This window comes from Paraburkholderia sp. RL17-337-BIB-A, from assembly GCF_046025895.1.
Classification (GTDB): domain Bacteria; phylum Pseudomonadota; class Gammaproteobacteria; order Burkholderiales; family Burkholderiaceae; genus Paraburkholderia; species Paraburkholderia fungorum_C.
Map to the genome: position 1 here is coordinate 2,082,311 of NZ_JARESY010000002.1, position 26,632 is coordinate 2,108,942.

17 protein-coding genes and 3 pseudogenes are annotated in these 26,632 nt (G+C 57.3%); 5 read left to right on the forward strand and 15 right to left on the reverse strand.

Annotation, left to right across the window (positions count from 1 at the left end):
- Positions 1-722: 722 nt before the first annotated feature.
- Together P0D84_RS30095 and P0D84_RS30100 are read right to left on the reverse strand one after the other, a co-directional pair.
- A pseudogene (locus P0D84_RS30095) lies at positions 723-851 on the reverse strand (hypothetical protein); the annotation flags it as partial.
- A gap of 24 nt (positions 852-875) precedes the next feature.
- The gene (locus P0D84_RS30100; protein WP_408342656.1) at positions 876-1,094 is read right to left on the reverse strand and encodes a hypothetical protein; all 219 of its coding nucleotides are present in this window, start codon (positions 1,092-1,094) and stop codon (positions 876-878) included.
- Positions 1,095-1,175: 81 nt separating this feature from the next.
- Between P0D84_RS30100 and P0D84_RS30105 the strand changes: the two genes are divergently transcribed.
- Positions 1,176-1,532: a hypothetical protein gene (locus P0D84_RS30105; RefSeq protein WP_408342658.1), complete on the forward strand. Its 357-nt coding sequence runs from the start codon at positions 1,176-1,178 to the stop codon at positions 1,530-1,532.
- Here P0D84_RS30105 and P0D84_RS30110 read toward each other — a convergent pair.
- The 4 genes from P0D84_RS30110 to P0D84_RS30125 all read right to left on the reverse strand — a co-directional run bounded on the left by P0D84_RS30110 (position 1,480) and on the right by P0D84_RS30125 (position 8,053).
- On the reverse strand, positions 1,480-3,231 hold the full coding sequence (locus P0D84_RS30110; protein ID WP_408342660.1) for an ATP-binding protein: 1,752 nt from the start codon (positions 3,229-3,231) through the stop codon (positions 1,480-1,482). The two genes, P0D84_RS30105 and P0D84_RS30110, sit on opposite strands and share 53 nt — an antisense overlap.
- A gap of 283 nt (positions 3,232-3,514) precedes the next feature.
- Positions 3,515-6,064 carry a hypothetical protein gene (locus tag P0D84_RS30115; protein WP_408342662.1) on the reverse strand — a complete coding sequence of 850 codons (2,550 nt, stop codon included), beginning with the start codon at positions 6,062-6,064 and terminating at the stop codon, positions 3,515-3,517.
- Positions 6,057-7,703 carry a hypothetical protein gene (locus P0D84_RS30120; RefSeq protein WP_408342664.1) on the reverse strand — a complete coding sequence of 549 codons (1,647 nt, stop codon included), beginning with the start codon at positions 7,701-7,703 and terminating at the stop codon, positions 6,057-6,059. The genes P0D84_RS30115 and P0D84_RS30120 overlap by 8 nt, the downstream gene beginning before the upstream one ends.
- A gap of 176 nt (positions 7,704-7,879) precedes the next feature.
- Positions 7,880-8,053 carry a hypothetical protein gene (locus P0D84_RS30125; RefSeq protein WP_408342666.1) on the reverse strand — a complete coding sequence of 58 codons (174 nt, stop codon included), beginning with the start codon at positions 8,051-8,053 and terminating at the stop codon, positions 7,880-7,882.
- 1,035 nt (positions 8,054-9,088) lie between these two features.
- On the opposite strand from P0D84_RS30125, the gene P0D84_RS30130 reads away from it, so the two are divergent.
- On the forward strand, positions 9,089-10,084 hold the full coding sequence (locus P0D84_RS30130) for a hypothetical protein (RefSeq protein ID WP_408342668.1): 996 nt from the start codon (positions 9,089-9,091) through the stop codon (positions 10,082-10,084).
- Here the strand turns inward: P0D84_RS30130 and P0D84_RS30135 are convergent.
- The 4 genes from P0D84_RS30135 to P0D84_RS30150 all read right to left on the reverse strand — a co-directional run bounded on the left by P0D84_RS30135 (position 10,046) and on the right by P0D84_RS30150 (position 18,657).
- On the reverse strand, positions 10,046-10,294 hold the full coding sequence (locus P0D84_RS30135; RefSeq protein ID WP_408342670.1) for a hypothetical protein: 249 nt from the start codon (positions 10,292-10,294) through the stop codon (positions 10,046-10,048). The two genes, P0D84_RS30130 and P0D84_RS30135, sit on opposite strands and share 39 nt — an antisense overlap.
- 640 nt (positions 10,295-10,934) lie before the next feature.
- Positions 10,935-11,210 (reverse strand): HU family DNA-binding protein, encoded by a 276-nt coding sequence (locus P0D84_RS30140; protein ID WP_408342672.1) that lies wholly within the window; start codon positions 11,208-11,210, stop codon positions 10,935-10,937.
- A gap of 195 nt (positions 11,211-11,405) precedes the next feature.
- Positions 11,406-13,337, reverse strand: a complete 1,932-nt coding sequence (locus P0D84_RS30145; RefSeq protein WP_408342674.1) for a hypothetical protein — start codon at positions 13,335-13,337, stop codon at positions 11,406-11,408.
- A 202-nt stretch (positions 13,338-13,539) separates the two neighbouring features.
- Positions 13,540-18,657, reverse strand: coding sequence for an NACHT domain-containing protein (locus tag P0D84_RS30150; RefSeq protein ID WP_408342676.1), 5,118 nt, complete (start codon positions 18,655-18,657; stop codon positions 13,540-13,542).
- Between the two features lie 273 nt (positions 18,658-18,930).
- Here P0D84_RS30150 and P0D84_RS30155 point away from each other — a divergent pair.
- Positions 18,931-19,455: pseudogene (locus tag P0D84_RS30155) on the forward strand (transposase); the annotation flags it as partial.
- Positions 19,456-19,478: 23 nt separating this feature from the next.
- Here P0D84_RS30155 and P0D84_RS30160 read toward each other — a convergent pair.
- From P0D84_RS30160 to P0D84_RS30180, 5 genes are all read right to left on the reverse strand, one after another.
- Positions 19,479-20,399 carry a hypothetical protein gene (locus tag P0D84_RS30160; protein WP_408342678.1) on the reverse strand — a complete coding sequence of 307 codons (921 nt, stop codon included), beginning with the start codon at positions 20,397-20,399 and terminating at the stop codon, positions 19,479-19,481.
- 17 nt (positions 20,400-20,416) lie between these two features.
- Positions 20,417-21,118: a hypothetical protein gene (locus P0D84_RS30165; RefSeq protein WP_408342680.1), complete on the reverse strand. Its 702-nt coding sequence runs from the start codon at positions 21,116-21,118 to the stop codon at positions 20,417-20,419.
- A 3-nt stretch (positions 21,119-21,121) separates the two neighbouring features.
- On the reverse strand, positions 21,122-21,352 hold the full coding sequence (locus P0D84_RS30170) for a hypothetical protein (RefSeq protein ID WP_408342682.1): 231 nt from the start codon (positions 21,350-21,352) through the stop codon (positions 21,122-21,124).
- A 598-nt stretch (positions 21,353-21,950) separates the two neighbouring features.
- A complete protein-coding gene (locus tag P0D84_RS30175; protein WP_408342684.1) occupies positions 21,951-22,172 on the reverse strand; it encodes a hypothetical protein in 222 nt (73 codons plus the stop codon).
- A gap of 337 nt (positions 22,173-22,509) precedes the next feature.
- Positions 22,510-22,968, reverse strand: coding sequence for a hypothetical protein (locus P0D84_RS30180; RefSeq protein ID WP_408342686.1), 459 nt, complete (start codon positions 22,966-22,968; stop codon positions 22,510-22,512).
- Between the two features lie 806 nt (positions 22,969-23,774).
- Between P0D84_RS30180 and tnpB the strand changes: the two genes are divergently transcribed.
- Together tnpB and tnpC are read left to right on the forward strand one after the other, a co-directional pair.
- The gene (tnpB, locus tag P0D84_RS30185; protein WP_408342688.1) at positions 23,775-24,038 is read left to right on the forward strand and encodes an IS66 family insertion sequence element accessory protein TnpB; all 264 of its coding nucleotides are present in this window, start codon (positions 23,775-23,777) and stop codon (positions 24,036-24,038) included.
- A 138-nt stretch (positions 24,039-24,176) separates the two neighbouring features.
- Positions 24,177-25,750: pseudogene (tnpC, locus tag P0D84_RS30190) on the forward strand (IS66 family transposase).
- Positions 25,751-26,632 lie beyond the last annotated feature (882 nt).

A 26,632-nucleotide genomic window follows, 5' to 3' on the forward strand; every position in this document is an offset into this window, starting at 1 on the left:
CTAGCAAATGTCGGGACAGGCCGACGCCGCTTGCATGCCGAGTTATGCCCTTATCGACTCCGGGATGTTCGCGCGGCGCGGCGCTAAAACATGGTGGCCATAGATGTCGTGGAGATCGGCCTCGCAATGCCACACAGTGTATTAAGTTCCTATATCTTGCCGCGATTTTTGGCACGGAAACTGCCGCAAAGGTGACACCTGTCGAGCGCTACCAGACCACCGACGGCTAGGCAGGTGGGCGTAGTAGAAACTAATATAGTGTCTGGCTGGCGATTTGGCGAGGTCAAATGAAAGTTTGCTATAGGGCGCGCCTGATGTACACCCGCATCTAAGCCTCCCTTCGGGTTGTTCGCGCGATGCTCCTTTCTTGTCAACGGGGCGATGCCCCAGTCGCTATCAACGCAGACGGTAGGTGGTCCGAGGCAGCTTGACGTTTCATATGCTCAATCTACGATCTAACCGAATGGGTGTAGATGACTGCCCCCAAGGTTCGCCCTATGGTTCCGGTGCGTCGGCTATCACGAAGAGATAGTCAGCAGTGCTTGCCGACGGCTCTGCGCCTATCGGTGACGGCGCTGATTGAACAACCTTCCTTAAGAGAGGTGATCGCCACTCCTGTGTCAAAATTCGCGTGCCGTTGCGCAATCGCAATTATTGAGTTAGCACAATTTGACGGCACCTCATTGCGTTATGCGCTCCAATTCCCCGGCATCAGGACTGATTCAGGTGCGTAGAAATACGTCGGTCCAAGGGAGCCTGTCGCCGACAACAGGATGCCGCAATTCGTCTTCTGGTCGGCCCACCTCCCTGCGACCACACTCCAGCTCTGCTAGCAGGCGCCTGCAACTACTCGCGACGTCCCCGACGCCCTTCGCTCACAGGTAAAGCTCGGCTCGCAGTTCGTTTTGTGCCTTTGGACTGCTCTCAGTTTGTTCGTTTCCGATATCGACCTTCAACGTAACCATCTCTTTGAGTAGTCGATATGCCGGCGAATCTGCGGCATCGGCCCTTCCCGCATCAAGTGCACTCAATAGATATTTTCTAAGGATGTCGTCGCCTGCCTTCATCTGAAAAACGACGCGGCTGGCGAGCATGTCGGCCCGGCCTGATCCGGCCTTCCGGCAAGCTACCAGGAAAGCATATAAGTTCTCCTCGAGTCATTTCTCGCGTGTCGGGTGCCGGATAAGGTCGGAGAGCTGTATCAAAAGCTGCAGGGTGTTGAATACGATTCCAATAAAAAGACGAGAATTCGGCGGTTCCTGCACACCTACTCGCACTTCGACCAGATCGCACAACCGGAGCATGATCTGTCGGTCCTGGCCGAAACCCCCGCCATCTTGCGCAAAGTGCTGGACTTGATACGCCACTGCGATCCGGGGCACTTCACTAGCATGACTGCGCTGGCGACCCAGCAGACGGACGAGTATCTTATGCTCGCACGGCCGGCGATGCCGCATAGGCAAGGCATCGCTTTTGTGGTCACGTCAGTTGCCGCAATTGCCAGTCGAGTTGTCGTCTCGCCGTACCGATGACATCGAGGAAAGTAGCGGCGAAAACATTTGGCTCGAGATTGGTAGTCGGATAGTCTGGCGACCGGTCACCTCCGACGACCACGACCTTGATCGACTTGTTCATGTGCTTTGCCAGATCGTGGCGGTAATCGATAGCCTGCGCGTAGTCTTCCCTGTTCAATGAGTGCGATGGCCTCTTGAACTCAAGCAGAAGGCACTCCCCGTTCAGGTTCTCATTGAGCAGGAGGTCGGGACGCTTGCTCGCCCTTGCTCCAATGAATTTTTTCCCGAGAAAATCCTCAACCTGTCGTTGAAGCGTCTTGTTCGAACTGAAAATTGAGAATTCAGGCCCAAAAATCCAGAGATTCTTTTCGATTGCCTTATGCATCTGGGCCTCGAGCGTCTTGGCGTCCCTCGACAACGCTTCGAGATTATCGAGAAACTCCTGCCGAGCCTTCGCCTGCTCGACAAGATGCGCCATATCTGCCAAACCGAATTCGTCAAGCGCGTCAGCGAGTGCGGCAATGTCTTTCTGCCGCGCCTGTGCAAGATGGCGGACGACTGCACCATAATCTGACCGCTCAATGGCTTCGAGGAGCACGTAAACGAACGGCTCTACTTTCTCCGGCGGCTCCCGATAGAACCGCCCAAGTATCTTCTTGATTGCATTTTCTGCGTACTCGCGTCGATGCTCGGGAAGAGCAGCGAGCCTTTCGTTGATGTCGCGCCTCAGACGTGCATGCGCAAGCTGGATCTCCCTGCCGTGTGTTTCTTTGAATGCAGCAAGGACAAGGGGCGCGACCATCTCTTTTACCCGCGCCAGAAGTTCGCTGTTTTCAACAAGGCTGTCCCAACCAGCAGTCACATGGTCTCGAAGACCATCGGCGTCGATTTCACCATAAAGGCGCTTCAGTAGCTTCGGCGGAAAGTCATCCTGTTCATCAAGACCAAAAAAAGAGGGTTTCCCGACGACCTTCCCGTCCACTCGAATAACAATGCCGGGTTGGCGCGACACAGATTTGTTCTCGGCTATTGCAAACCGTAGCCTCACGTCACCAACACCCTGGACAGACAGACTGCTGTCCTTGAATGTCCCTACAACGTCGTCGACTCCAAGGGGCTTGCCGTCGACAAATATCGCGAGGCCAGCTTCCCGACCGTACTCCTGCAATAATATCTGGCGGAATCTTTGCGGGTCGGGAAACATCAGTTGCTGGTCCAGTTCACTCAGCGTAATCCTGGTGCCATGCGTCGAAGCATCGCATGGGTCAGCCGTAAGATCGATAGGCAATCGCTCAATGTCGTCTGCTTTCAGCAAATCATGGAGGCGCAACGTAAAACTCGTCCGCATGCCTCTCGCATAGGTTTCAAGCGTCATCACTGATGCAGCCATCAACCCGGCGAATTTTCCAATGCCCTTCCTGCCTTTTACGAGCCGTTGTTTTCCGGCGGTACGCTCGCCACTCCTCTCCCGCCGATCAGAAGCAATCGAGAGGTAGTGATTCTGCAACTCATCCGTGGTCATGCCCGTGCCGTCATCGAATATGACTATCGGTGTGTCGCTCATCGGCGCAGGTAGGGATATCGTCACCTTGTCAGCGTCGGCGTCCCACGCATTGTCAACGAGTTCCTTTAGAGCCTTCTCGCTAGAAGCGTATTCCTGGCTCAGTATGCGCGCGAGCCGTGAATTGACTTGGAATCGGGCCTTACTTTTCTTCATATTCTAGAACCCTAGCGTGGCGATCCGGCGAATACTGAGTGAGCCAATATGCCCAAACCTGTAGCTCACATCGGTTGGAGATTGCTCGCCCAACATATGCAATGTGAATACCGAGCCCACTACAGATTGCACTTTATACCAGAGAGGGACAAACGATACTCGACGCCTGCCGACTGCGCGATGCGCATCCCATTAGTAACTCGGACGCTGGCAGCCGCTGACATCAGTCTCCTGAGACGGCCATGTTCCATCGGTGATGGCGTGATCTTCCCGCCGACCCGCGTCAAGATGACGCCTCGGGCCACACAGGTATGACGCGCGAGGTCTGAAAAGAGCGGATGCCACCGTAATCCCAAAGCCCGACAATGCCATCCTCTGTCCTACAAATTACTTGTGGATAGCTGCCGTCTCCGACAATACAGCAGCCTCCGATTTCGATCTCTCCCGCGTCGGCCAAGTCCCTGCTCCATGCCTCGCCAAAGGCAATGACTAGCCGCATCCATCTTTCGGCTCTCGCGGCTGCTGAGGGATTCTGCCGATGAGTAAGCGCGATGTGCCGTCGAAGGTCGTTGCGCGCAACCTCGTCAACGGCAATAGGCGGCGTCAAGGCCAGGAACATAGCTTTTGCACGTACGATCTCCTGCTGGTTTCCGGCATCGAACGCGTCACCTGACGATTCCGGGACTTCGTCACCCAGGCTCCATGCGAGCCACAGCAGCAACACGCGCAATTGCAGCGCTTCCTCAGTTTCCTGATGCGTGTCATCCGACACAGCGTTGATCAGTCTGGTTTTAGAACCGAAAAGGCAACTGACAGACTCATCCAAGAGGTAGCGACGGTCATCTTCACGAACAAGAAGCTCACGCGCCGCTCGCCACCGAGGAAGTCGCTCGATTCGCAGCAATTCTTTCACAAGCGCAAGCACTGCGATTAGCTGAACAATCGCGCGCGCCTTCGCATCAGGATCCTCAGCAGCCTCCAGCTTGACGAGTATCCGGTTGACGAGTTTTCCTACTTTTCTGGCTACCCTCTTCGCGATTTCTGCATCGAGCAGGGCCTGAGCCTCGGAGTCGACGAGCTGTTTTTCGTTGGACTCGTCTGCGCCATCGTCCTGATTGACCTGCTCCTCTTCGCTCCGCCCCAAGCTGTCCACCGGCACCGGTGGCTGCGTGTCTAGGTCCTCGCCGATCTTGCGTGTTAGCAGCTCAATAAGTGTCACGATGTCTGCCGATTCAACCAGACGGCGACGCTTCTTTTTCTGACGCAGTTGGGTGACGCTAATTTCAAGTGTTTCGGGCCGACCGCCCACCGCACCTGCTTTCTCAGAACTGCGCCGGGAGCGCAATTCGTTCTCCACCTCTTCCTCGGTGGAAGCATCGAAGATTGCATTCTCAACCGCCTTGAGCATGTCCGAAATGGTCTCTCCGGACGGATCGAGAGCACCGAGCGCATCACGGACCTGCCGATGCGACGATTTGGTCGCTGCTGACAACATGTGCGGATGCGCAATCATCGCTCGCGCAACCCGCTCGCCCTCAAAAAACACGTCGCAGGAGCGCACAAACTTCATGTCGACGGCGACGGGCACGCTGAGAACGGCGCCCGTCAACGTGACGGCGATATCCGACTGGAGAATTTCCTGACCGTCAGTCAGCAGATTGACGCTGTCAACCTCCATGTCCACGCCATAAGTTGAGATTTGCAGCTCGTGTGCGCTTGTTGCGACACCTATCCAGAAGCGTTCATGCGTTTCAACAGTGTCCGTGCTTTCGGCAACACTTCGCACCGCCGTCGCCTCAAGCTCAGCCGCCGAAAGCGGCTGCAACGCGAACATAGCCGATAGCCCCAATGCCTCGGCCGTTGACTCCGCCTCTGAGCCCATACGAAAAACTACAGCCTCGACGTTTGCGCTCGTTCGCGTTCCCATCCACGCCGGTCTGCTTGGATTGGCGCTTCCGGAAATCAAAACATTTCGGTTTGCCGGCGCCTGCTCGATGTATAGCGCCTTGGCATGCAAGTACTTGTTGCCCCCTTTGTCGGATTTCGCCCAGAGAGGTCTGGCGTCGACAAAACGGGCATGCACTTCACGCGTGCTCGGCATATGCACCGTATCCGGGTCTATCCCGACGACGATGTCAGCTTGCGGCCAGCGCTCGTGCAGATGGTCTACAAAGGCCAGGTCGCTATCGAAGAAGGCCCCGGTGACGCAAATTCTGCGAACCTCTCCCTGTACTCGGCTCCCAATCTGGTCAATGAGGGAAGAACCGCCAGGCCGCTGGTGTATGGCGATGGTTTCAGCCGGCGGCTCTGACACCGACAAGGGCGCTACGCTCTGAGAGAAGGAAAGCACAGCTTCGATCAGCGAGGAAGGTACATCGCCCTGCACAAGTTCAATCCATTCGCGCACCATGCCCCAAACGGCACCCAACAACGCGCCACCTTCCTTATCCGCGCTACCGGACACCTGAACCCAGTTCGTTATCTCGCGGTTATAGCCGAATCCTGAGAGCGTCAAATTGTGGCTACCGACGAGAATTGCCGCCTTCTTTTTGCCCGCGAGGATGCAGACCTTGGGATGGAATGCGCCTGACACCTTGACAGGCAGGAGTGAGTATGCGGCACCAGCAAGCCTCGGCCGTGTCGCTTCCGACTGCCAACTGACCGCACACTGAGCGTGGTCCATCAAGACGATGTTCTGCTGGCAGCCAGCGGCCACTAGTCGGCGAAGCACAACCTCTTCGTAGAAGGGCAAACTCGCGTTGAAGGTAGTAATTAGAGATGCGTCAAAGCCGCCCTGCTTGATGACGTTGAGAAGAGATATCGGCTCAGACACTGACCGCCTCCATTAACTGCTTCCCCTCAACACTAAGCAATATCTGCCCGTCGTCATCGCGCACAACCGCTCCGATGTCGACCAGAATCTGGAACGCCTGACGGAAACGCGGCGTCGTGCGAGACGGTGCGGGTATATCCCCGTCCGTTAACTCCAAACCGCGCTCGGACGGACGGAACCGGAACGTCGCCCGACTGGTGCGATGAAGCTTACGCAATGAGACTCGCAAGTGCGTGTTCATGCACCAGGCGACGAGGTCATATACCACTTCATCAAGCGGCATTCCGCGCCACGCCGCCACTTTGCGCCGGAATGTATATAGGTTGATTGGATAGTCGTGCAGTGCCTGTGGCGTAATCGCAAGCCCTTCATACGGAGCGCGGGACAAATCGTCGCGAATTGCAAGTATGGCAACCACACGCATTGCCCGGTCCAGCAGTTCCGCATCGCCAGCGCGCCCCCACGACGAAACCAGGCTGTCAGCCAGCCACATCTCGTGCTCCTTCGATGACCACTCGCTGATAGCCGGCAGCGCTGCCTCCATGTCCGCAAGCCAAACTCCGAAGGTTGCGCAACCGACGTTGTCCACGAGAGCGGCGACCTCATTTCCCTCTTTGAACCCTTCCGCGAAAGACTCGACGGTGTCAAAAACATACTGGTCGTCAGCGGTCTGCGGCGCCAGCTTGTTTAAGGCTAGCGCGAAGATTGTCTGTGCCGCTACCGACAGCAGGTCATTGCGCACATAAATCGCCCAGTTGTCGCGAGTGGACACAAGATCTGCGGGAACGGCCCAAGGAGATGAGTCGGGTAGTGAGCTGCCATACGCTGCCGCCCGAAATACGAATTCAGAGAACTCACTCCCGGGGGGCAGGTTTTCGATCAGTCTCTGGATCAACGCCAACGAGCGCTTCCGTTGCGCTCCCTCCTCGTCGTACGCTCGTTGCCGGTCATAATAAATATCGACGAGTTGCCTCCGCTCATTCGAACCAGAACTTCGAAGGTGACAGGGACAAAACGCATGAAGCCCTTCCAAATCAGAAGCGGTTACTTCTCCCAGCTCAAGCAACTCCCAGAACGCGTCTGACGGGACTGACGCGTTAAAAGCTTCGGCCAGCGGCTTACCAACCTCTTTCGTGAACTGGAACCACGGCTTTTTGGCACCTGTGAGAATTCCGAGATCCGCCAATGTGCCGGCGTAGTACTGAGATAGCCCACCCATACGGTTCATGAAATACCGTTGGTCGGAGTCATCGGCGGTGAACGTGCGAAGGCTTATCGCCCCACCGCCGATTATGCGCTGCACCGCACCAACCAGTTTCTGCCGTCCGACCATCGCCGCGCCGTGGCGCTCGTTTATCTGGTCAGTACATCGGGCATGGTGTTCAGCAACAAGCGTGAAGAGACAGTCAGCCCGACGAAAGCGCTCGACGAAAGTAGCCTCATCAAAGTCATCCGGAAAGCGCTTGTTTATAGACCAGATTACCCAAGGATAAAAAGAGTAATATCGGGCACGGTCTGTGACGTTCGTGATGCCCGGCAATAGCTGCCCGTAGATTAGGACGCACGGTGCCTGTGCGCCAAGGTGATCCAATCCCCCGATTGAAGACGGTGGCTCAACCCACGCAGTTTCGACTTTCAATTTTCCCTCGGCGCCTTTCTATTATGTTTCTTAACCCCGACACACGCGCAGGAACTTTTGCTGCAGATACCACTGGCATCATAAATCTGAAGCCCTTGCTTGCAAACAGCGCGAAGCACAGTGCCGTGCTGCGCTGATTTTTTTCCGAATGCCGCATCCGATGAGGAAGCTCACAGTCATCGCAATTCCGATAAAGGTCTATCCATAGCATCCGCCACGAATTCCTTAGCGAACTTGTATTCATCGCGCAGACGCCCGCGCTTTCCGGTCCACAGGTCATAGAGAAACTTCACGTTTCCGGCGACACCAACGGCGACCATCGCAAGCTTGCAGAAGACTTCGATACTCATTTTCATTTATCCCATACCCCTGACCACTCGCGGCGATAGCCGCACCCCTCCCGGCGCGAGGCCAACCTGTGCATGGCTGGAATGAGCCAAGCGACACGGCGATCATGTCCAGCCGCCCGCTCTCGACGAGTCGAATGTCTTGTCTTCCTATCGATGGCCGGGGGTCACGCTAGCCTAGATAATTCCGCCGCCGAGCACGTGACCCTTGGACGGGCTTTTTGAACATGAGCTTCCGGCGCTACCAGTTGATCCGCAGTAGATGCACTTCTTAGGCCCGGCATCGACCACGTGGCCCTTCGACGGGCTTTTTGAGCAAGAACTTCCGGCACTGCCAGATGAACCACAGTAGATGCATTTCCCAGGAACATACAGGACGTGACCACCCGTTGGGCTTTTGCTGCACGAACTTCCCGCGCTACCAGATGACCCACAGTATTTGCACTTTGACATCATTTCTCCGCGTTGTTGAAGGACGTCACGATGGACGTGCTAAAAATTCAACCCATTGAAGTGTTCGCAAAATCGCTCACGCTACAAGCTGCTCTCGCCGCGCAACATACATCTGTTCCGCCCTACTTGGCGCTGATTTGAAATGATTCGGCAGGCGCATTCTCCACACGCTCAAGATAAAACTCAGTCAGTACTGCTTCGGCGGCTATCACGCCCAAGGTACACGACGACCGAGAGCCGGAACTGGCCGGCGTGCGTTACGGCGTTAGCGGCCATTAACCGTGATAACGGCACGCAACGTGAATCCTTGAGGCCGCCCGATGATTCAGGCCACGCGCGTAATGATGGCACCGGCCCGCACCGGATCGTCGCCTAGGATCCGCTTCTCAGCTGACAGGCTTCCAAAGCCCACCAGCCTTCGGATGCAGTACAGGTCTGTGCCGCTGAGGCGAAGCTGTACCGCGAGCCGCCACCGCAGCCTGCACCGGCTCTCCGCGTGATGAACTCGGTCAGGAAGCAAATGCCCGTTGTTTGATAGACTGTTTCATCGCGTCGTTGCTGGAAACCGAGAATATATTGCACCCTATGGCCGAAACTCCTTTCAGCGACCTTGAAACCGGCGATGATAGCTGCTTCCTTTGTGGAACTAAGTCCGGTGCAATTACGCAGGAACATGTCTTCCCGAAATGGCTTCAGCAGCGTTTTGGCCTGTGGAATCAACGGATCGGCTTGCTGAATGACACAAACATACAGTACCGAAGCTTGCTGATCCCATGCTGCGCTTCCTGCAACAACGAGGACTTAGCGCGACTTGAATCATTGATATCGTCTTCTGTTTTTTCCGGCCACGATGCGTGCTTGAACTTGGGCCACTGGCGTCTATATCTTTGGGTGGCCAAGCTGTTTTACGGGACACTCCGTAAGGAGATTAACTTAGCGCGCGACAGGGCTAGACCTAGCGAAGGAAACATAATTCCTTCCACCGTGTTGAACTCGTTCTCGAATTTACATTTGTTTCTTCAAGGAATTCGAGGGCGACACAGATTTTCAAGTGCTCCGCCATACTCAGTACTTGTGTGCAACCTGCATGACCTGGCTCACCCTCACAGCTTCTCCTTTGCGGACAATCCGATCTATATGACCGCAGCTATACGGATGGGGGACGTCGGCGTGATCGTAGCGCTTGAAGATGCTGGACTGACTACGCAATCTTTCGGACGTTATGTAAGTGCGGTGAAAGGTAGAAAGTTGCACCCGATTCAGTTCGACGAGCTTTACGCCAAGGTGACATATCAAGTCAGCCTTATTGAGACGACTGTTAAATACATCTCATCGCGCGTTGGTGACGACAGCAAGTCAACTCGGACCGATGTGCTTGGTGGAGGTCGCCTCCGTCAGTGGTCACAGGAAGAGTTCTCTCATGTCTTGCGCGCTCATGTCGGCTCATGGCTCAAGTCACCGCAAGCTGATGAATGGTTTGCTCCCCCGGATTTGGTTCCAACGTGGATGGTTGACGGAGCTGGAGAACTGCTGTGCCAGCCATTATCCTCTTGGGAAGGGCTCGGCGAGCTTAATCCCTAAACCGCGTCGGCGTTGCCAAGGTTCAGGCTTTGCCCCCACGCCTTGGATCTCGACGATTAGCACGAACGCCGCTGCCGCAATCTTGATGCCGTCAATCGCGGCAGCGCCGTTGTGCTTCTCCTGGTACTGGCGAATCAACCGGCGCAGTTGGTTCGCGTTCACGCCAGCTTTGAGTGCAATGCCGGCCACCGCCCCCCGGCTGCGGATCAAACTGGCATCGCCGACAACAATGCTGTGTGCTGCCGACTACAACTTGCGCTGGTTACCGCGAGCAATCGTCCGCCTGGGCCTGAGGTCTGTATTTTGCCCTGCGTTGCTGAATCGGCTCGCAAATGTCACGCCGCATCCATTGTTTCTGCATCGCGACCACTTCCAACGAGCGAGCTTCCCCTCGCCGACAGACCGCACGTTCGCCGTCGCTCATCACGCAAACTGAATTTTGCAGGTCCCACCCTGACATGACCTCAATCGCCGTGGCCAGCGCATCGCGGTCGTCGGGCAGAACAAGGTCTGGTTAGTACACGCCGACAAGCCCTTCGATGGCAATCCCCATCACCACGGTCGCGCCTGGCGAAACGTAGGTGAGCCGGCCGTCGAGATGCTCGCGCGTCCGCGTATCCATCGGACGGCACCGACCGGATCAAGTTCCTGATCAACCAATGATTCTTGGAAGAGAACGACGGGGCCCGCATCGGAACACGCAAGCCGATCACGCTGCATCCTTTCCCTACCGTCCCAGATCGGACTTCATAGGCCGAATACACTCTGGCGGTCCGCGCATTCGACCATCACTGCCCTAACGGTCGAGCGAGCATTACGCGGACGTGACCCTGGACCATACCGTCCGACCTTACGCGTTCACCAACTCCTTGAAGGATTTTCCGGCCGTGAATTTGACCGTCTTCGCTGCAGCGATGTGAATTTCCGCTCCAGTGGACGGGTTGCGGCCGACTCGCGCCGCCCGGGCACCGGTCGAGAATGAACCGAACCCGATAAGTTGCACGTTTTCGCCGTTCGCAACTGCCTTTGAAATGGTTTCGATGATGGCGTCGATGGCCTCACCCGTTGCTACCTTACTCTCGCCCGTTGTGGCCGCAACCGCGTCAATCAGTTCCTGCTTGTTCATCTCTTCTCCCTTACCCAATGAGCAGGCGCGGAGTGCGCCGCCCGGCAGCGACAGACTATCTCATCAGTAGCGCTTTTTGCAAACCAAGGCGCACCGTATCGCAGCCAGCACGACGCCGCTGATACGACTCCGACTTCGCCTCAAGCAAGGCGACGGTCGTTTGGACCCTGCATCCGATTAAGGCGTCCATTCTGTTCACCGGACTGAGAACGCGGCGCAAAGAAGGTCCTCCCTAACCCGACTCGCAATCGTTCGCAAATGGTCCGACGCATGGTCAAGTTCGGACCGTGGCAACGAGGGCATGTTTTCAACAAGCGTCAACAAACAACGAAAAGCGATGTCCAGATCAACGGCAAATCGCCCAGCTCGCAACCCCGACTTCGCCAGAGCCTCGATTTCGCTCGCCAGAGCGTCACCATCGAGGTGAAGCTTCATCGCAACAAAATGAGCACCGTCCACGTCCGCATGTTTCAGGTGCCTCTCCACAAGCAGCAAGACGTCTGAAATCATACCCGGCGGAATTTGCGCGGCACCGCGATGCACGTGAAAGTACGATTGGTAGAATCTGATGCATTCCTGCAGGTCCTTAACTGTCCCAAAGCTACCGACATCCCTCCGGTCGAGAATCGGGATAGACCACATATCACATGCAAACACCGGACGTTCCCGTCGGGGTCTCAGGCGCAGACGCGGCTGACTCTCCCGTTGTCCCCCTAGCCAATCCTCCACCCATTTGCCCAGAACGTCGAGCAGCCAGTCGTGGGTAAATTCAGCATCCCACACTCCAGATGGACCGATCTCAGATGCAAGACCACCCTTCTCGAGAGGAGCCTCCCACGCAAGAATCACCCGGCCTTCCCAAGGCAATGTCATACCTGGCTCAGAAAACGCTCTCAACAGCAGGTGATAGCCACTGCGCAAACCATGGCGTGGATGGTCGACGTAGACTTTCAACATTCCGCTTGACGCATCGAATATGTGTTGCTCACTGGTCCCTTTGCTATAGTCGTGCGCGCGGGCGAACTGAAGCATGGCAGACCATGTCTCGCGCGATGCTTTGATTATTGAAAAGCCTGCCTCAACATCCGGCAATCGCGGGAAGCGCAGGAACCTCCACTTCCGGTCCAGACTGTCAGCGCTTGCTAGGAAACGCGGCCAGGCTTTCCTTATGATCCAGTCGAGCTGCTCGACCTCATCTGAAGTAAGTGTCAATCGTACGCCGCCGGCTGCAAACACGAATTTGCCGGCGCTAACGGTCGACTTACGCGCATAAGGCCGTTCGTCGTCATCTTTCGCCCAGTTCCTCCACTGCATCCATTCCACGAGCTCCGAGCCGCTCACAGCGAACGAGACACCGGTGAGGTCGCGCCTAGCGAAACTAAGAATCGCACCACAGTAAGTAAAACGTTCACCAGGTAAGTTGATGCCCGCGTGAATCGACTGATTTTGAAGTGTCAGTTGCGAGTCGAAAATGTGTTCGGACTCTTTCTCGAACTGGGAGGGAAAGGCATCTGCGAAATAGGCGGAATGACAAAACCGCTCGGCGTAGTGCAGTCCAAAGAACCGGCTTACGATGCCTGGAAAGGTTCGCAAGCGCTTGTCCAATTCAGCTGCGTCCCAAAGCCACACGGAAACGCCTTGGACCTCCAGTCTGGACGCAAACTCGCTCCAGACATTCAGCACGCTTGGCTTGGTGACATGGGTACCGACACAGAGTATGTAAATTTCACAGCGTGGTACGGAGCTGCTATTTTCAAAGCCGGTGAGCCACTCGACCATGAGTGATGGCGTTATCGTCTGGACCCGCTTGCACTGCGCCATAACCAACTTGTCGCTCCCCTCCCGCCTCGCCAGAATGTCTATTTCGTCCTGACAGTCCCCGGAGTCACCGTATTGAAACGCCTGGGTAATCTGAAGTTCGGCAGATTCGGCCAACAGATGCGCACAAAGCTTTTCGAACTTTTGCCACGCAATTTTCGGATAAGGCAACTCGTCAACCAGAGGATCCAGAAGGGGGACTTGTGCAGGTTCGACGATGTCGAAGAGTTCTTCGACCTGCAGCTCTCGGGCGCCAACCCTCTCGAAATGCGCATCACCCGGGTGCTCGTTAGGTACTGAACCTTCCATTGCAAATCTCGCTTATCCAATGATGTTGTTGGTCCTGCAGCCGCGATCAAACCGCAGTTGCCGCCGCGAGCGTAGTAAACGCCATCAGGAATTTGTTGTACGCCGCAGGCCTCTCCGGCTCAATCTCAAGCAGCTTCCCGAGATCGTCAACGAACCGATGCAGGTCTGCCTCAGAAGTGCCGCTAATTGAGTGGATAGGGTATCAAACCGTTCGCACATCCTTGAATATCTCGCTTGTCTGGATCGCCGCCGCCCGTCGGTCACCCATGTCGACCAAAGTATCAAGAGCACGAAGCATCGCTTTGGCCATCTCTGCCGGCATTGGCTGCGTCTTCTCGGAAAACCGTTGAATGAGTCCCGATATACGACTCGGAATCATGCTCCCGCGCCACCCGGGCAGCATACCAACCTGGCGATACAGCACCGATGATAGTTGCGCCAGAAACTGTCGTGCGGGGTATGCATCGACGGACCGTTCGCAGAGCGTCAGGAATGCATTGATAACGGTTGTTGTTCCGCCGGCCTTCTGCAGGAAACGATCAATCAGTGGAAGCACCCGTCCGATTTCTGACCAGTTGCCGTTGGCGAACCGCGCAGCCCCGCCGGCATGTTCGATAGCAACGAAGAAGAGCGACTGGACAATCTGGTGTAGCGCTGTGTTATGCACGACACCGTCGTCCCAGGAGGCACGGTCCCAGTCGTCATGTTCAAGCAACCGTGGAAGTGTTGCTTCGACAATCGTATAAACAGACTCCGGAAAAACTTCCTGATCCTGCAACCGGGCAGCAAGAGCGTCGAGAAATGGCTCGGCGAGCGATTCAAAGACCTCGTCGTCTGTGCGCACAATTGGCGTGATGAACCGCGAAACAGCTTCCGCTGGGTCCATATATATGGCGACCTGGGCGAGGAACCGATACAGATGCCGGCGCCACTCATACATGTCAGTCTTTTTCCGCTTAAAGACCGCCTCCCCACTCTGCTCGTCACGTAACCATAGCGAGTCAAGGCGATCGACGGTCCACGCAACCGCACTATCACACCACGCGAGAAACATCTGGCGGTGCGGATGGCTGGCCAGCACGTCGGCAAGAGGGACCAGAGACAGAATGCCCTTGAGAAAGCGCCAGTCGACGATCACGTTCGAGTAGCCCCATTCACCTTTTTCTGAACGAATCCATGCCACAGGCAAAGACGGCAGTGGCTCAAGCTCGTCACCGGCCGAAGGGGTAGCCGACAGAGTTGAGGCCACTAGTTGCTCGATATGTCGGGCCTGGTGGTGCTCGAAGTTCTGGAAGTTCTCTTTCCCATCGGTGCGTGGCACAAGCGAAAGACCTACTCCCAGCGAAAGGCCCAACCAGGCTAGATGAGACTGGGTCTCCCACTGCAGCATAAGGCTCTCGATGGCGGCCAGCGAGATCTGGGCGTACGGGTGTCCCGCCAGCCTCATGATCTCTTTCAATACTTCCAGCGAGTTCGGTCTGATGCGAAGCGCTCCACCGAATCCGTATGCCGCAAATAGAACTGGGTGATGAGGTAAGACAGATTCGCGCATGTATATGCCACCGCCATTGCCCGGCGTGCGGCAGGCACGCATACACACATCATTCGCCCATGCGAGATCTTCGCCTGATACATCTGCGCCGAACCTCAGCACTACGGCAGCCGCGCCGGCTACGGCGCTCTGCCGCTCTCCGTCCGGCTCGATTAAATCGTGGGGAATGTCGAAGAGCCTTTTGTCGTCCAAGGCACGTGCGCGCAGGATGGCCTGCTCGATCGAAAGGTCGTTGCCAACCTGGAGCGAATCGAAGCTTTCCTTGATCCAGTTCAGCAGACGAAAGTGCTCGGCCATCTGGGCCTGTCGCCGGTTGATGGCATCAATATCTGGCCCGACTGCCTTAGGATTTTTCAGTTCGATGAGCGTGGCGCAGCCATCGTCGGTTGGTGTGGCGGTGTAGTTCGAGCGATTTCCAACCTCGGCCCAGATCTCCGCAGTGCGCTGAAGCTCGGCAACATGTTGCTCATCACTTCGTTCCTCATGGAAGTCGAACGGTAGTTCAGCGGCAAACCTGCGGATCGCAGCCGACGCGGCTTCGGAAAGGCCGCCGCCTCTGAGAATGCATATAGACGCGAGGTCGCGCAGATTGCCCCGCCGACTCGGTTTTTGATTTCCGGCCACGACTGCGTCCCGATGAGGCACGTCCGACTTTCGCATGAAGCCCATCAGGTTCGTCTGCATTCCACGGTCCGCAAGGCAGCGCGCAATGTCCCAAGCCCACAACCGTTGATTGCACAAGATTGCGAGGGTCATCGGGGAATACTGCTGAGCCTCAAGCATGATGGCGGCAACTACACCAAGAGCTGCAACGCTGTCGTGCCCTTCGAGCACCAACTTAACCACTTCGTCGGCTGGGCGCCCTGCCGATATCTGCTCCGAGGCCCAGACTTCGAGCGCCATCAATCCAGATTCAACCACGGCAGGCCCTTCCCGACCGCGCGACCAGACATAGACGCGACTGTCGCCCCAAAAAACCTGTTTCCCCCACGGGAAGGACAGGACAACAGGAATAGGCGTACCACGGCGCCGCGAGCGCGGGACCACCCGATGAAGTTGCCGCCACGCCTTGACCGCATGATTAGCAAGGTCGCGGACCAGCCTTCGGGCTTCGTCCGGAGCAACGGCGAACAATGACGCAAACGGCTCGCGCGTCGGGGCGGCCGGCGCAAAATTGTGTTCTTCGTGGATTGCTAGACGTTGCCAGTCATGGTCATGGAAACTACTGCGATATCGACCGTCGTGGCCATTTCTCAGAAGGCTCACGGGGTCGTCGTCTGGCAACTGGCCCAGAACGAAGTCCACAAGACTACTCGGCACCGCGATGGCCAGAATCCGGCTGCAGGCTACGACATGATCAAACGCGTGTTGCGGAAGTGATTCGAGGGCGCCGAGCGCATGGAGGTATGCACCGACCTGCGTCTGGTATGCCCTTGCGGCGCGTAGCACCAGTATGCGCAAACGCTGCTCGAGTTCGTGCAGTTGAGAGTAGTCGATGTCCGCCCACACTGTTCGCTCAGCTTCGGATGATTGAGCGGTCTGCAGCGAATCAAGCCATCTCGCCGAAATGAGCAGCATGCTATTTGATAGTGGCCCCGGTAGATCGCGGAAACCGTTTTGCCAGACTTCGAAGACGGTCAGAACATCAGGGCGACACGCTACCGGCAAAACCTGCTCGTGCCTGACAAGCCAGAAGCACAAGCGCGTCCAGGTCAATAAATCCGACGGCCATGCGCCAGCGTCAGCAAGCCGGATGCGCTCAAGTGCCGACAGATTCGGAAGCAGTACAACGTCGAACGCGCTCGGATTCGGCTTTGTCTTTTCGGCCTGGAACCAGAGGGCAAGCTTTGACACGCGCGTCCCCGCCTGAGCAAGCATCGCTTTGTCGAATTCGGCTGAACGAGTCGGAAAATCGGGTGCAGCAAAAACACCTGTCAGCCACGCACGCAGCCACTGCGAGCGAATGTCCTTGGCCGCCTCGAGCTCTTCCAAACGTACCGCCCAGTCCTCGTCATGTACTAACTCGCTCTGGGAAAGCAACTCGACAGCTCGCCCAAGAACTGGAGGTTCGCCCACCTGCCGGATAACGTCGAGCCACTTTTCTCCTTTGGAGACCAACGCCTGAAGGAAAGACCATTCGAAATAGATATCATGCGCGAAGCGGTACGTGTGTCCCTGTCGAACCGGGATAACGATGCCATCTTCCTGAAGTTCCGCTAGCGCATCGGGGTCGATTTCCAGTCCCGGGATCCGCCGTCCAAGCGTCATTGCACCATCGAGCGCTAACTGTAATAACGCTTTGCGGCGATGCCCTGCGCGCCCAGCAATAGCGCGGTAACCGCCGCCATTCCACCACGCGGTCGCAAGCTCTACTTCGGATTTTGGGACTGACTCCGCGCTGTTCTGGTTGCGGACGAGGACACTGGCAAAAAATGGCCTGCGTACGATTTCACGTAGCTGATGCGGTCCAAAGAGAAGCGGCTGGAGCGCGGGATGCTTTTCAGCAAGGGCTTTTGACTCACTATCGCCAAGAACACCTACTTCCACTATTGCGATCCCGCTGCCAGTACGCAGAAGCGAGAGCCACGTTCGCACCGGCTCAAGGCCATTATCGCGAACCGTCGCAACAACTTTCCAGTCAGATAGGAGCTCGGAACTGAAGATTGTCTGCACGAGATCCAGCACTACGCCCCGGCACCGAACTTCGATGCGGTCTAACCCGTCGATGAACACGGTGTTTGTGCCGACAGCACGAAGCTCGACGAGAAGTTCCTCCAGCGCGGTGGCCTCCATGCCGACGGCCGTGGCATATTGACTCCAGGACGCGCCAGCAAGGCGGTCTGCCTTGAGAAACAGCACCGCTCCGCTCTCCAGTGCCTCGTCAATCATTGACCGAAGAACAGCAGATTTACCGGTACCGGGAAGCCCACTGAGCAGGACGACGCGATGTGAGTCCAGTGCGTCCTTCGCGCTCTTTGTCCGAACGGGACGAGCGATGTGAGCGCCGCCGATCTCATTCTGGATCTCGGCTGCAGCAAATCGAGCCTCCTCGGTGAGACGCCTCAGAGTCGCCTGGAGTGACGGTGCGCCCTGGAGCCGGAACGCGCCGTTCAATCGCGCAACGAAAGTCTTGCGGTCGAAGTCGGCCGCGCGCCCCTCGGAGACACGAACCAGTGAAAGCACCCGGTGGTAGAGGTCACCGGCATGCCCCCGCTCAGACGGCTGAAGACACTGGGCAAGAGCGACTATAGTGGCCGCCGCCGTCGGCGAGCCCTCGTGCAACAGGTCGAACCGGACAAGTACAAAACAGGAAAGAAGCCGATACGCCGCTTCGGGGAGTTCGTTTGTCGGAACCTTTTCGCCGAGAATGCTGCGCACGGCATCGAGTTGCGCCCTATGCGTATTGCTCGCGACGCCTTCCGTTGCAACTTTAATGCTGAAGGACAACTCGTCTGAACTGGACCGAGCCCATTCGCACAATGCTTCGAAACTGCGCCTTGCCCCCTCGGCTATTTCGCCGGTGATTACACCAACACGGTCGCGGTCGCGGTTAAAGCCCTCAGCCGCCACTGTGGCATGGGCGCGCAGAATAGTTTCCCGGAAATCTTTGTTGGTAGCAGCATCGCTAATGGTGAGCGAGCGTTTTACCTGCAAGCTCACCCGAGCTGTCATCCCGTCAGAAGACACCCCGTCAACAATCAGGTCGTCGAGCGGCTCGCCAAATGATCCCTGCTGCACAGCAAATCGGATTACAACACGCTCCGACATGCCCGGCGCCGTAGTCTGCGATAGAAGCGCAGCAGCGTATATCGCGACGGCGCCATCCTCAAACGAAAAACCCGCGCCGCCGGTCAACTCTGGACTTGCTGGCGCTGGCTCACCTGCCGCTCTGTTGCTGCCGCCGGCAGATTGACTATCTGGCTGATTAGGATCGGTTGGAGTCGACATTATCGGGTTTGGAATTCCGCCGCATCCGTGCGCCCCGGCCGGCGATGGGTGAGCCAGGCTCAATCATACAGTCTCATGTTCTTTTCATCGGATCGCGATCGATCTGGATCAGGTGTGAAGTTCAATTCATCGATTGTGCCGCCGTATGTGAGGAAGTCGCCGCGCGTGAGTGCCGCGCTGCCGTGGCTGTATCTCAAAGGCATTTCGACCGGCGATATGAGCAAAGCGCTGAGCGTGCTGCTGGGCGAGGACGCCAAGGGGTTGTCGGCGAAGTGGTAAGCCGCCTGAAGGCGCAATGGCGCCGACGAGCATACCAGTTGAAGCCGGCGTGAACTGTCGAAGTCGCGCTACGTGTACTGGTGGGTCGACGGCATCCACACGGGGCTGCGCAGCGAGAACTCGGACGGTCAATGCCTGCTGGTCAGCATTGGCGCGACGCCCGAGGGCCGAAAGGAGGGTGTTGCGATCGGCGACGGGTACCGGGAGTCGAAGGCGTCATGGCAGGAGCTGCTGCTCGACCTGAAGGCTCCTGGCCTGCAGGCCGGACCGCTGCTGGCAGTCGGCGACGGCGCAATGGACTTCTGGGCCGCCCAGGAGGAAATGTTTCCTACGACGCGCGCCGACGCATACGCCGCGTTCGATCACTCCACCGTTGGTGTTGGCATGCCGTTATCGCTCGCCACATTCGATCGTTCGTGCTCCAGAACCGATGGCAGATGAGTGCCGACAAACGCCAACAACGAGAAAGCTTTGAGGCTGTTCATCTCTGTGCCGTAATCCCAAGACTCGCCGTGCATGACCTGATGGCGATTTAGCGCAGTGAAGGCTTCGCCAGTGGTTTGCACGGCGAGCTTACGTGCGTCAGTGCTTTTCATGAAATCCAGTTCGTGCAATTTCAGAAGCGGGTGGATCAAATCGAGCGATTCCTGATCTGCCGCGAGTTGCTCTCGTAGCGCCTTCGAAGCTTGCAGCTCTTGCTGTCCTCGTCCCTCTTTCATCAAGGCGGATCTCACCTTCGTGATCTCGGTCAGTAAGCCGTCCGCCTGTGCGATAAAGACCGGGATCGACAAAAAATATCCGTCGCCGCCGACTGTTCTGTGCGCATTTACCGCCGCCTTAATCACGGGCGCTCTGTCTGGATGGCGGCTGACCAACTCATCCGTCAAAAATTGAAGGTTCTCGCGGTAATACTGTGCCATGACCTCATCTATCGTGTGCTCTCGCGTTACGTCGAGCTTTTCAACCAGCTCCATCACACTCTGCAACGAATCGTTCCAGCCAAAGAACCAGCCTTTAGCTGCGGCAACAGTCATTGCCGCCTTAGACTTCGCCGGCAGTTCGTCTACCCGTCGCATTGCCTCAGTCCAGTCAATTTGAGCCAGTGCGCCGAAAAGTGGGGCGAGCTGCGGACCGATCTCCTGGGCGATGGTTAGCAGCTTCAGGTTGACGGAGTTCAGTATGGCCAGCCCGCGAGCAGTAGCCGGCGCATAGGTTTCCAAGCCTTGCTGAATTTGGTTTGCGGCCTCGACGATGTTCAACTTTACCGGGGTCTCTTGCGCCACTTGCTTTCCTTTAAGTGTCATTGTGCTTCGCCCACCGTCAGGTTGACGTGCTGCTGGGCTTCGCTACCAAAGCCGACAAGCCAAACCTTCTGAGGGCTTGCCGCCTCCCTCGGGTCAAGCTCGTCAGACCATTCCAAACTCACTACCGCGTGATGCCGCATGAGTTCCCGAAGAAACTGGAGGCACTTGCGAATTTCCTCGCGAGCGCCGTCATACTTGGCTCGCTCCGCGCTCACAAGCTTTGCGAAGTCTTTGCCGAGCGGGTTCTTGGCGTGCAGGAAGCCCCCGCATTTCTTGTAGATTTCGATAAGCCTGCCGTGCGTAACCGCAATGTTCGACCTATCCAAGTGCCATGTTCCCGGGCCGGTCCTGGCGATCGCCTTGATTGGTATCGGTAGAGCGTGGACGCCCATTTTGGAGAGCCGCTTCAGGATTTCCGCCGCTTCCCAAGCCTTGGTGTGATCTCCATGGTCTCGCTTCCTCTCGGTCTTCTGTATTTCTCGCAACTTCTTGTATCGAGCCTCTTCGCTCAGCGCAGCCGAAAACGTTATCAGCTCGACCATTCTCCGAATCTGGAGAAAGCAAAATTCCACGTCGAGCGCGACCAGTCCTGTCATCGGTGACTTCGACTGCGAAATACTTTCAGCCCGTTGCAGGCGCATCTTGAACTCAAGCATGTGGGTTCGATAGATTTCGTACGGAGCGATGGAGAGGGTCATGGCTCACTTCTGATCGGTCGGCGCGGTTTCCAGCTTCAGATCGGCTGCGAACTGCTTATGACGCTCGCGCAGCGTCCTGCGTTTCTCTTCTGAGCGAGTAATGTAGTCGGAAAGCTCCCTTTCGAGGTCCGAGTCTTTCGCGCCCGGCTTCCATTGCACCACACCATAGTTGCGGCGCGTCATCCGCGCCAGTTCGAGTGCTTGCTTCGCCGCCTTTGCGCATTCGAATTCCACTTCGTCGGAAATCTCGATCGGGTCGCCGTATCCCAGACGGAACCGAGGTATTCACGGGTGGAGTGAAGCGTGGCGGGGAACTCGCGAAGCCCGAAGTCCCCTTGTGCTTCAGCCACTTCCACTCAATCTTGTCGGGGAACGAGAAGTCAGGGAGCTTGACGCCGCTAATGGGTTGATAGGTATTGGTGCGCATCGCTTCATTGGACGCCCAGTCTGCGCGGTGCATCATAGCTCTACAAATGCGGGCGTAGCCCTCCAGGGAGAGCGCCACGGACAGCGCCGTATCCTTCCTGTCAGCTTTGCGCTGTCCCGCGTCCCTCCTGGCGTTCCATCCGATTGAGATGGTCGCACTGATCACGCTCGACGGGCCAACCACCTTCAGGACGTCCAGCCAACCACTCTGCTTCAGATACTCCAGCCACTGCTGCGCCATACCTCACCTCCCAAGACCAGCGTCCGTTACAGCCCGGACCCTGCATTTGCCGTTTACAGCCTCTGACCTGTTAACCCCAGCCGTCAAGATTGTATAAGGAGTCGGTGAAGGCGGAACGTTCCCGGAAATATAGGGAGTCGCCGAAGTGAAGGGCTGGACCATCCGCTAGGTCCGCAGCTTTTCACGCCTCTGCCGAAAAAGCTCAAAATCGTGCGCATATGCACACGGGCCTTCGCCGTCGATCACCGGACACTGGGCCAACCTGAGCCACGCCCGAAACTCTGTACGCACAGGTTCAGGAATTTCGTCAACCCGAACGTAGTGCACGTTATCTTCTGATACCGAGTGGTTTTGAGACAGATCGAGCAGTTGCTGGGAAAGGGTCATCGGGGTTTCCTGCCGGTTTCCGGACTCAACAAGGGGAATTTGCAAAAAAACGACCAGCAAGAACCTGGGGGGAGTCGGGCACGACTTCGCGAAATCACGATGGTTGACTGTGGGTCCGGGCATGAACCAGTTCGACTGGTCGAAACGATTCAAGAACGAGCGGCCATCGTTTTATCCGGGAAGGTTCGCGACGGCGGGAAGAGGCGGCTTCAGGTTTACATGTCACGACGAACAATCCACTGCCAGAAAAGGAACTTTGATGGCTGTTCGGGCCGACAACGCGACGACCGATTTCTAAGCTTCCCCACAGTTCGAACCGGCACGTCAGTATGCGTCGTCATCTCCTACCGGCTAGAAAATCCTCCCAGTCCCACAGATACGCACAGTCCATCGGGTCAGGATCATGATCGATTACGGGACAGGTCGAGAAGGCAATTCTCCGTTTAAATAACGTTCGGGCAGGCTCGGGAATTTCTGCGAACCTGACATAGGGTACCGAGCCGTCACCGTCGCTTTTGTGGACAGGGACGTCAGGCAAAAGAGGTCGTTCGGGCAATTGCTCCTTGCCCGTAAGCGCAACGGCGATGCCCCGGCCAACCAGATCCCAGATAGTCGTGGCCATCCGAGGATATTCTGTCAGAAGCGAGGTGCCGATATCGCCGAGCACGTCATCGAAGAGCTGGACCCGATAGCTCGCGAGGGCTCCGGGCTTAACGTTTGAAATGTCAGCATGCGCGAGGATCCGCTTGCCATTCTCGCTCCCTCCTGGAAAGAGCTCCACAGTCACACGCAACATGCTTGGCCTCCATACGTTAAACCCACTCTAGTTGCTGGCGCCGCTCGCGCGACTGGCCGCAGGCCGGCGTCTGGGTCCGGAGAAGTCCACTATCATCTGGGAGGCAGGCGAAAATCCCCAAGAACCTCTCCCATGAAAACAACCGCCAACCGCTCCGCGCTCACATTCGAATGGGGCGACGCCGCTGGATCCGGCTCCTCCAGCTAGAAAATTCGTATTGCTTTTCGCTACATAGCACACTCTCACACGTCCAGAGGTTTTCGGGCACGATGACGTCGCGGAGAACCACACCGTCGGAAAAATCGGGGTATTGCGGGAACACCAGCAACAGCGCATCAGGGTCAACTGTAAGCGCCTAGCCATCCCATCTTGAGTTGTGTTGATTGTCTTGGGAGCATCGTATCCACTAAAAATAGGTGGACACGTGAGCACTATCGAAGAAGAGGTCCCACTTGGCCGGCGTCGACGCCGTCGCTATAGCGTTGAGTTCAAAGCCGAGGTGGTAGCAGCCTGCTAGGGGCCAGGAATATCGCTCGTGGCCATCGCGTTGCACCACGAGCTGAACGCGAATCTGCTCCGACGTTGGGTAGAACAGGCCGAGGGGAACGAGCGCTTTCTCGTCGCACGTAGCGATGTGGCGGTGCAGTCGGCAGTGGCGCCGGCATTCGTACCGCTCCGCTCGACACGAAGAACGTGCGCCCGGCTGAGATCCGCGTCGAAGTGCGCCGCGCGGACCAGTCGATCACGGTTAGCTGGCCGACATCAGAGGCAGCACAATGTGCCGCCTGGCTGCGAGAGTGGCTCGCGTGATCCGCATTGATGAGGTGTGGCTGGCAGTCGACCCGCTGGACATGCGTGCCGGCTTCGATACGGCGCTGGCGCGGGTGGTCACGGTGTTCGGCGCTGCGCATCCACACCATGCCTATCTGTTCGCCAACCGGCAGGCCAACCGCCTGAACGTGCTGGTTCGCGACGGAATTGGCATCTGGCTGGCAGCGCGACAGCTGAACCTGGGGCGGTTCGTCTGGCCTCACGCTGGTAGCGAACCGAAGCATCACGGGCTTACGTAGGAACAGCTCGCAGGTCTGGTGGTGGGTTTGCCGTGGCAGCGCATCGGCCCGAGCGGTGTGATTCGCGTCGTATGAGGCTAACAGGGACGTAAACAGTTCTGCTTCCACGGTGCCAGGGGTTCTGGCAGACTGGTTTGCATGAACCTGCCTGCCGACCTCAACGCCCTCAGCCCTGAACAGTTGCGCGCACTCGCAGCGCAACTGATTGCCCAGGTGCAGGAGAGAGACCGGGGGATTGAGGAGAAGACGCGTGAGGTCGACGAGAACGAACGCGAGCTGCATTACCAGCAGACCCGTATCGAGCAACTGAGCCACGAGATCTCAATCCTCAAGCGCCAGCAGTACGGCCGGCGCAGCGAACAGCTCAGCAGCGATCAGATGAGCCTGCTGGACGAAGCGGTCGATGCGGATCTGGCCTCTATCGAACTGGAGCTCGCTTGCCGGAAACCGCCGCCGACCAGTCACGCCAGCAACGGAAACGCGCATCGCTGCCGGCACAGCTGCCGCGCACAGAGATCCACCACGAGCCGGACAGCACCGTGTGTCAGTGTTGCTGCGAGCGCGTGCGCATCGGCGAGGACATCAGCGAGAAGCTGGACTACACGCCAGGCGTGTTCACGGTCGAGCGGCATATCCGTGGCAAGTGGGTGTGCAAGAACTGCGAAACGCTGATTCAGGCGCCGGTGCCCGCACACGTCATCGACAAAGGTATCCCGACCACGGGACTGCTGGCCTCGGTGCTGGTTGCCAAATACGCGGACCATCTGCCGCTATATCGTCAGGAACAGATCTTTGCGCGGGCGGGTGTGGCAATACCACGATCGACACTGGGTGCCTGGGTCGGCACATGCGGTATGCAACTGCAGCCGCTGGTCGACGCACTCCATCAGGAAATCCTGCAGCAGGCAGTGCTGCATGCGGATGAGACACCGGTACAGATGCTCAGTCCCGGCAAGGGGAAGACACACCGGGCGTATCTGTGGGCGTATACGCCCACGCACTTCAGTGAGCTGCGCGCCGTGGTCTACGACTTCGCCGTCAGCCGTGCAGGTGAACACGCCCGCACCTTCCTTGCCGGCTGGCAGGGCAAGCTGGTGTGCGACGACTACGGCGGATACGAGGCTGGCTTCCAGCAAGGCATCACCGAAATCGGATGTGCGGCGCACGCGAGGCGCAAGTTCTTCGATCTGCGCGCCAATCACAGCAGCCAGATCGCTGGACAGGCCATGCCGTACTTCGCTGCTCTTTACGAAATCGAGCGCGACGCTGCAGTGCTGGATGCCGAGGAGCGCCGCAGGCTCCGCCAGAGCCGGGCCAAACCGGTGTGCGATGCTTTTTACGAATGGATGGTGGCGCAGCGCAAGCTGGTTTCGGAAGGTTCAGCGATTGCGAAAGCGCTGGACTACAGCCTCAAACGCTGGGAGGCGCTCACGCGCTACCTCGACGACGGGCACGTGCCCATAGATAACAACTGGGTCGAAAACCAGATACGTCCATGGGCCATCGGCAGGGCTAACTGGTTGTTCGCCGGCTCGCTACGAGCAGGCCAGCGCGCTGCCGCCAGCATGAGCCTGATACGCTCGGCTCAACTCAACGGGCACGACCCGCGCGCCTACCTGAAGGACATCCTCACGAGACTGCCGACCCACAGGGCCAGCGACATCGCGGCATTGCTGCCTCATCGCTGGCAGCCAACTGTGACCGTCGGTTAGCTGAGTCGGTCAAGACGGGTTCGCTGGCCGCTTACGAATGTGTTAAGTATGGCGTCCTATTTTATGCCATGCACGAAGCCGCTCACCTCCTTCGGTACCACGAACGTGTGGTGGAGCATCACGCGGGCAACGATGACATCCGACGATGTGCAGAGGTAGATGCGGATGTTGTCGCCGGATGCTGGCTGGGTCCTCTTTTTATGACTGAGCTAAAGATGGAAACTAGAGGGATAACACCGGATGAATTGCGCGCGATATGTTGGTGCGTTACCTACGGGATAAGCGTGTTGCTTGGAGCATTCGATGTTGACCGATATCCCTACGCACGCTTCAACGAAGACGAATATCTTCAGCCTACCGCTCGATTGATGGTCGCGACTTCGCAGATGATGCACTCCGTTGTAGCACACTTCAGCAAGGACGCCATCCAGCATATTTGCTATGAAGGGTCCACAAGTGGGGGCATGGACTATTTACACGGTATGGACGCGTACTGAATCAGGTGTGGGACCAAAATGTTTCATCGCCCTACATTGCTTTATGTGGCCGCCCCTCTTGGGACCGGAATGGAAAACCTCCCATCTAACCTAGCCAAGCTGGCACCCGAAGCTGCACAGTGGCGTGACACCTTCCAGGCTGCGCATACCCAGATGTTCCCGGCTCCGGACAAGGCGTAGGGAAGCGCCGCCAGGTTAGGCCGCGTACACCCCACCGTCTTTCTCAGTGGCACTTACTTCGGCAGAGGACATTCTCGCCGCAGGACGTTGCCGTCTGGCAGCAGGAATCCCCGTCCTTTTCGCGCCCGGCGTGACAGCCGCAGGTTGAGGTCAGGGAGAAAGTCAACTCAGACCAAAGTCACAAGCACGCCGACCATGACAAGCC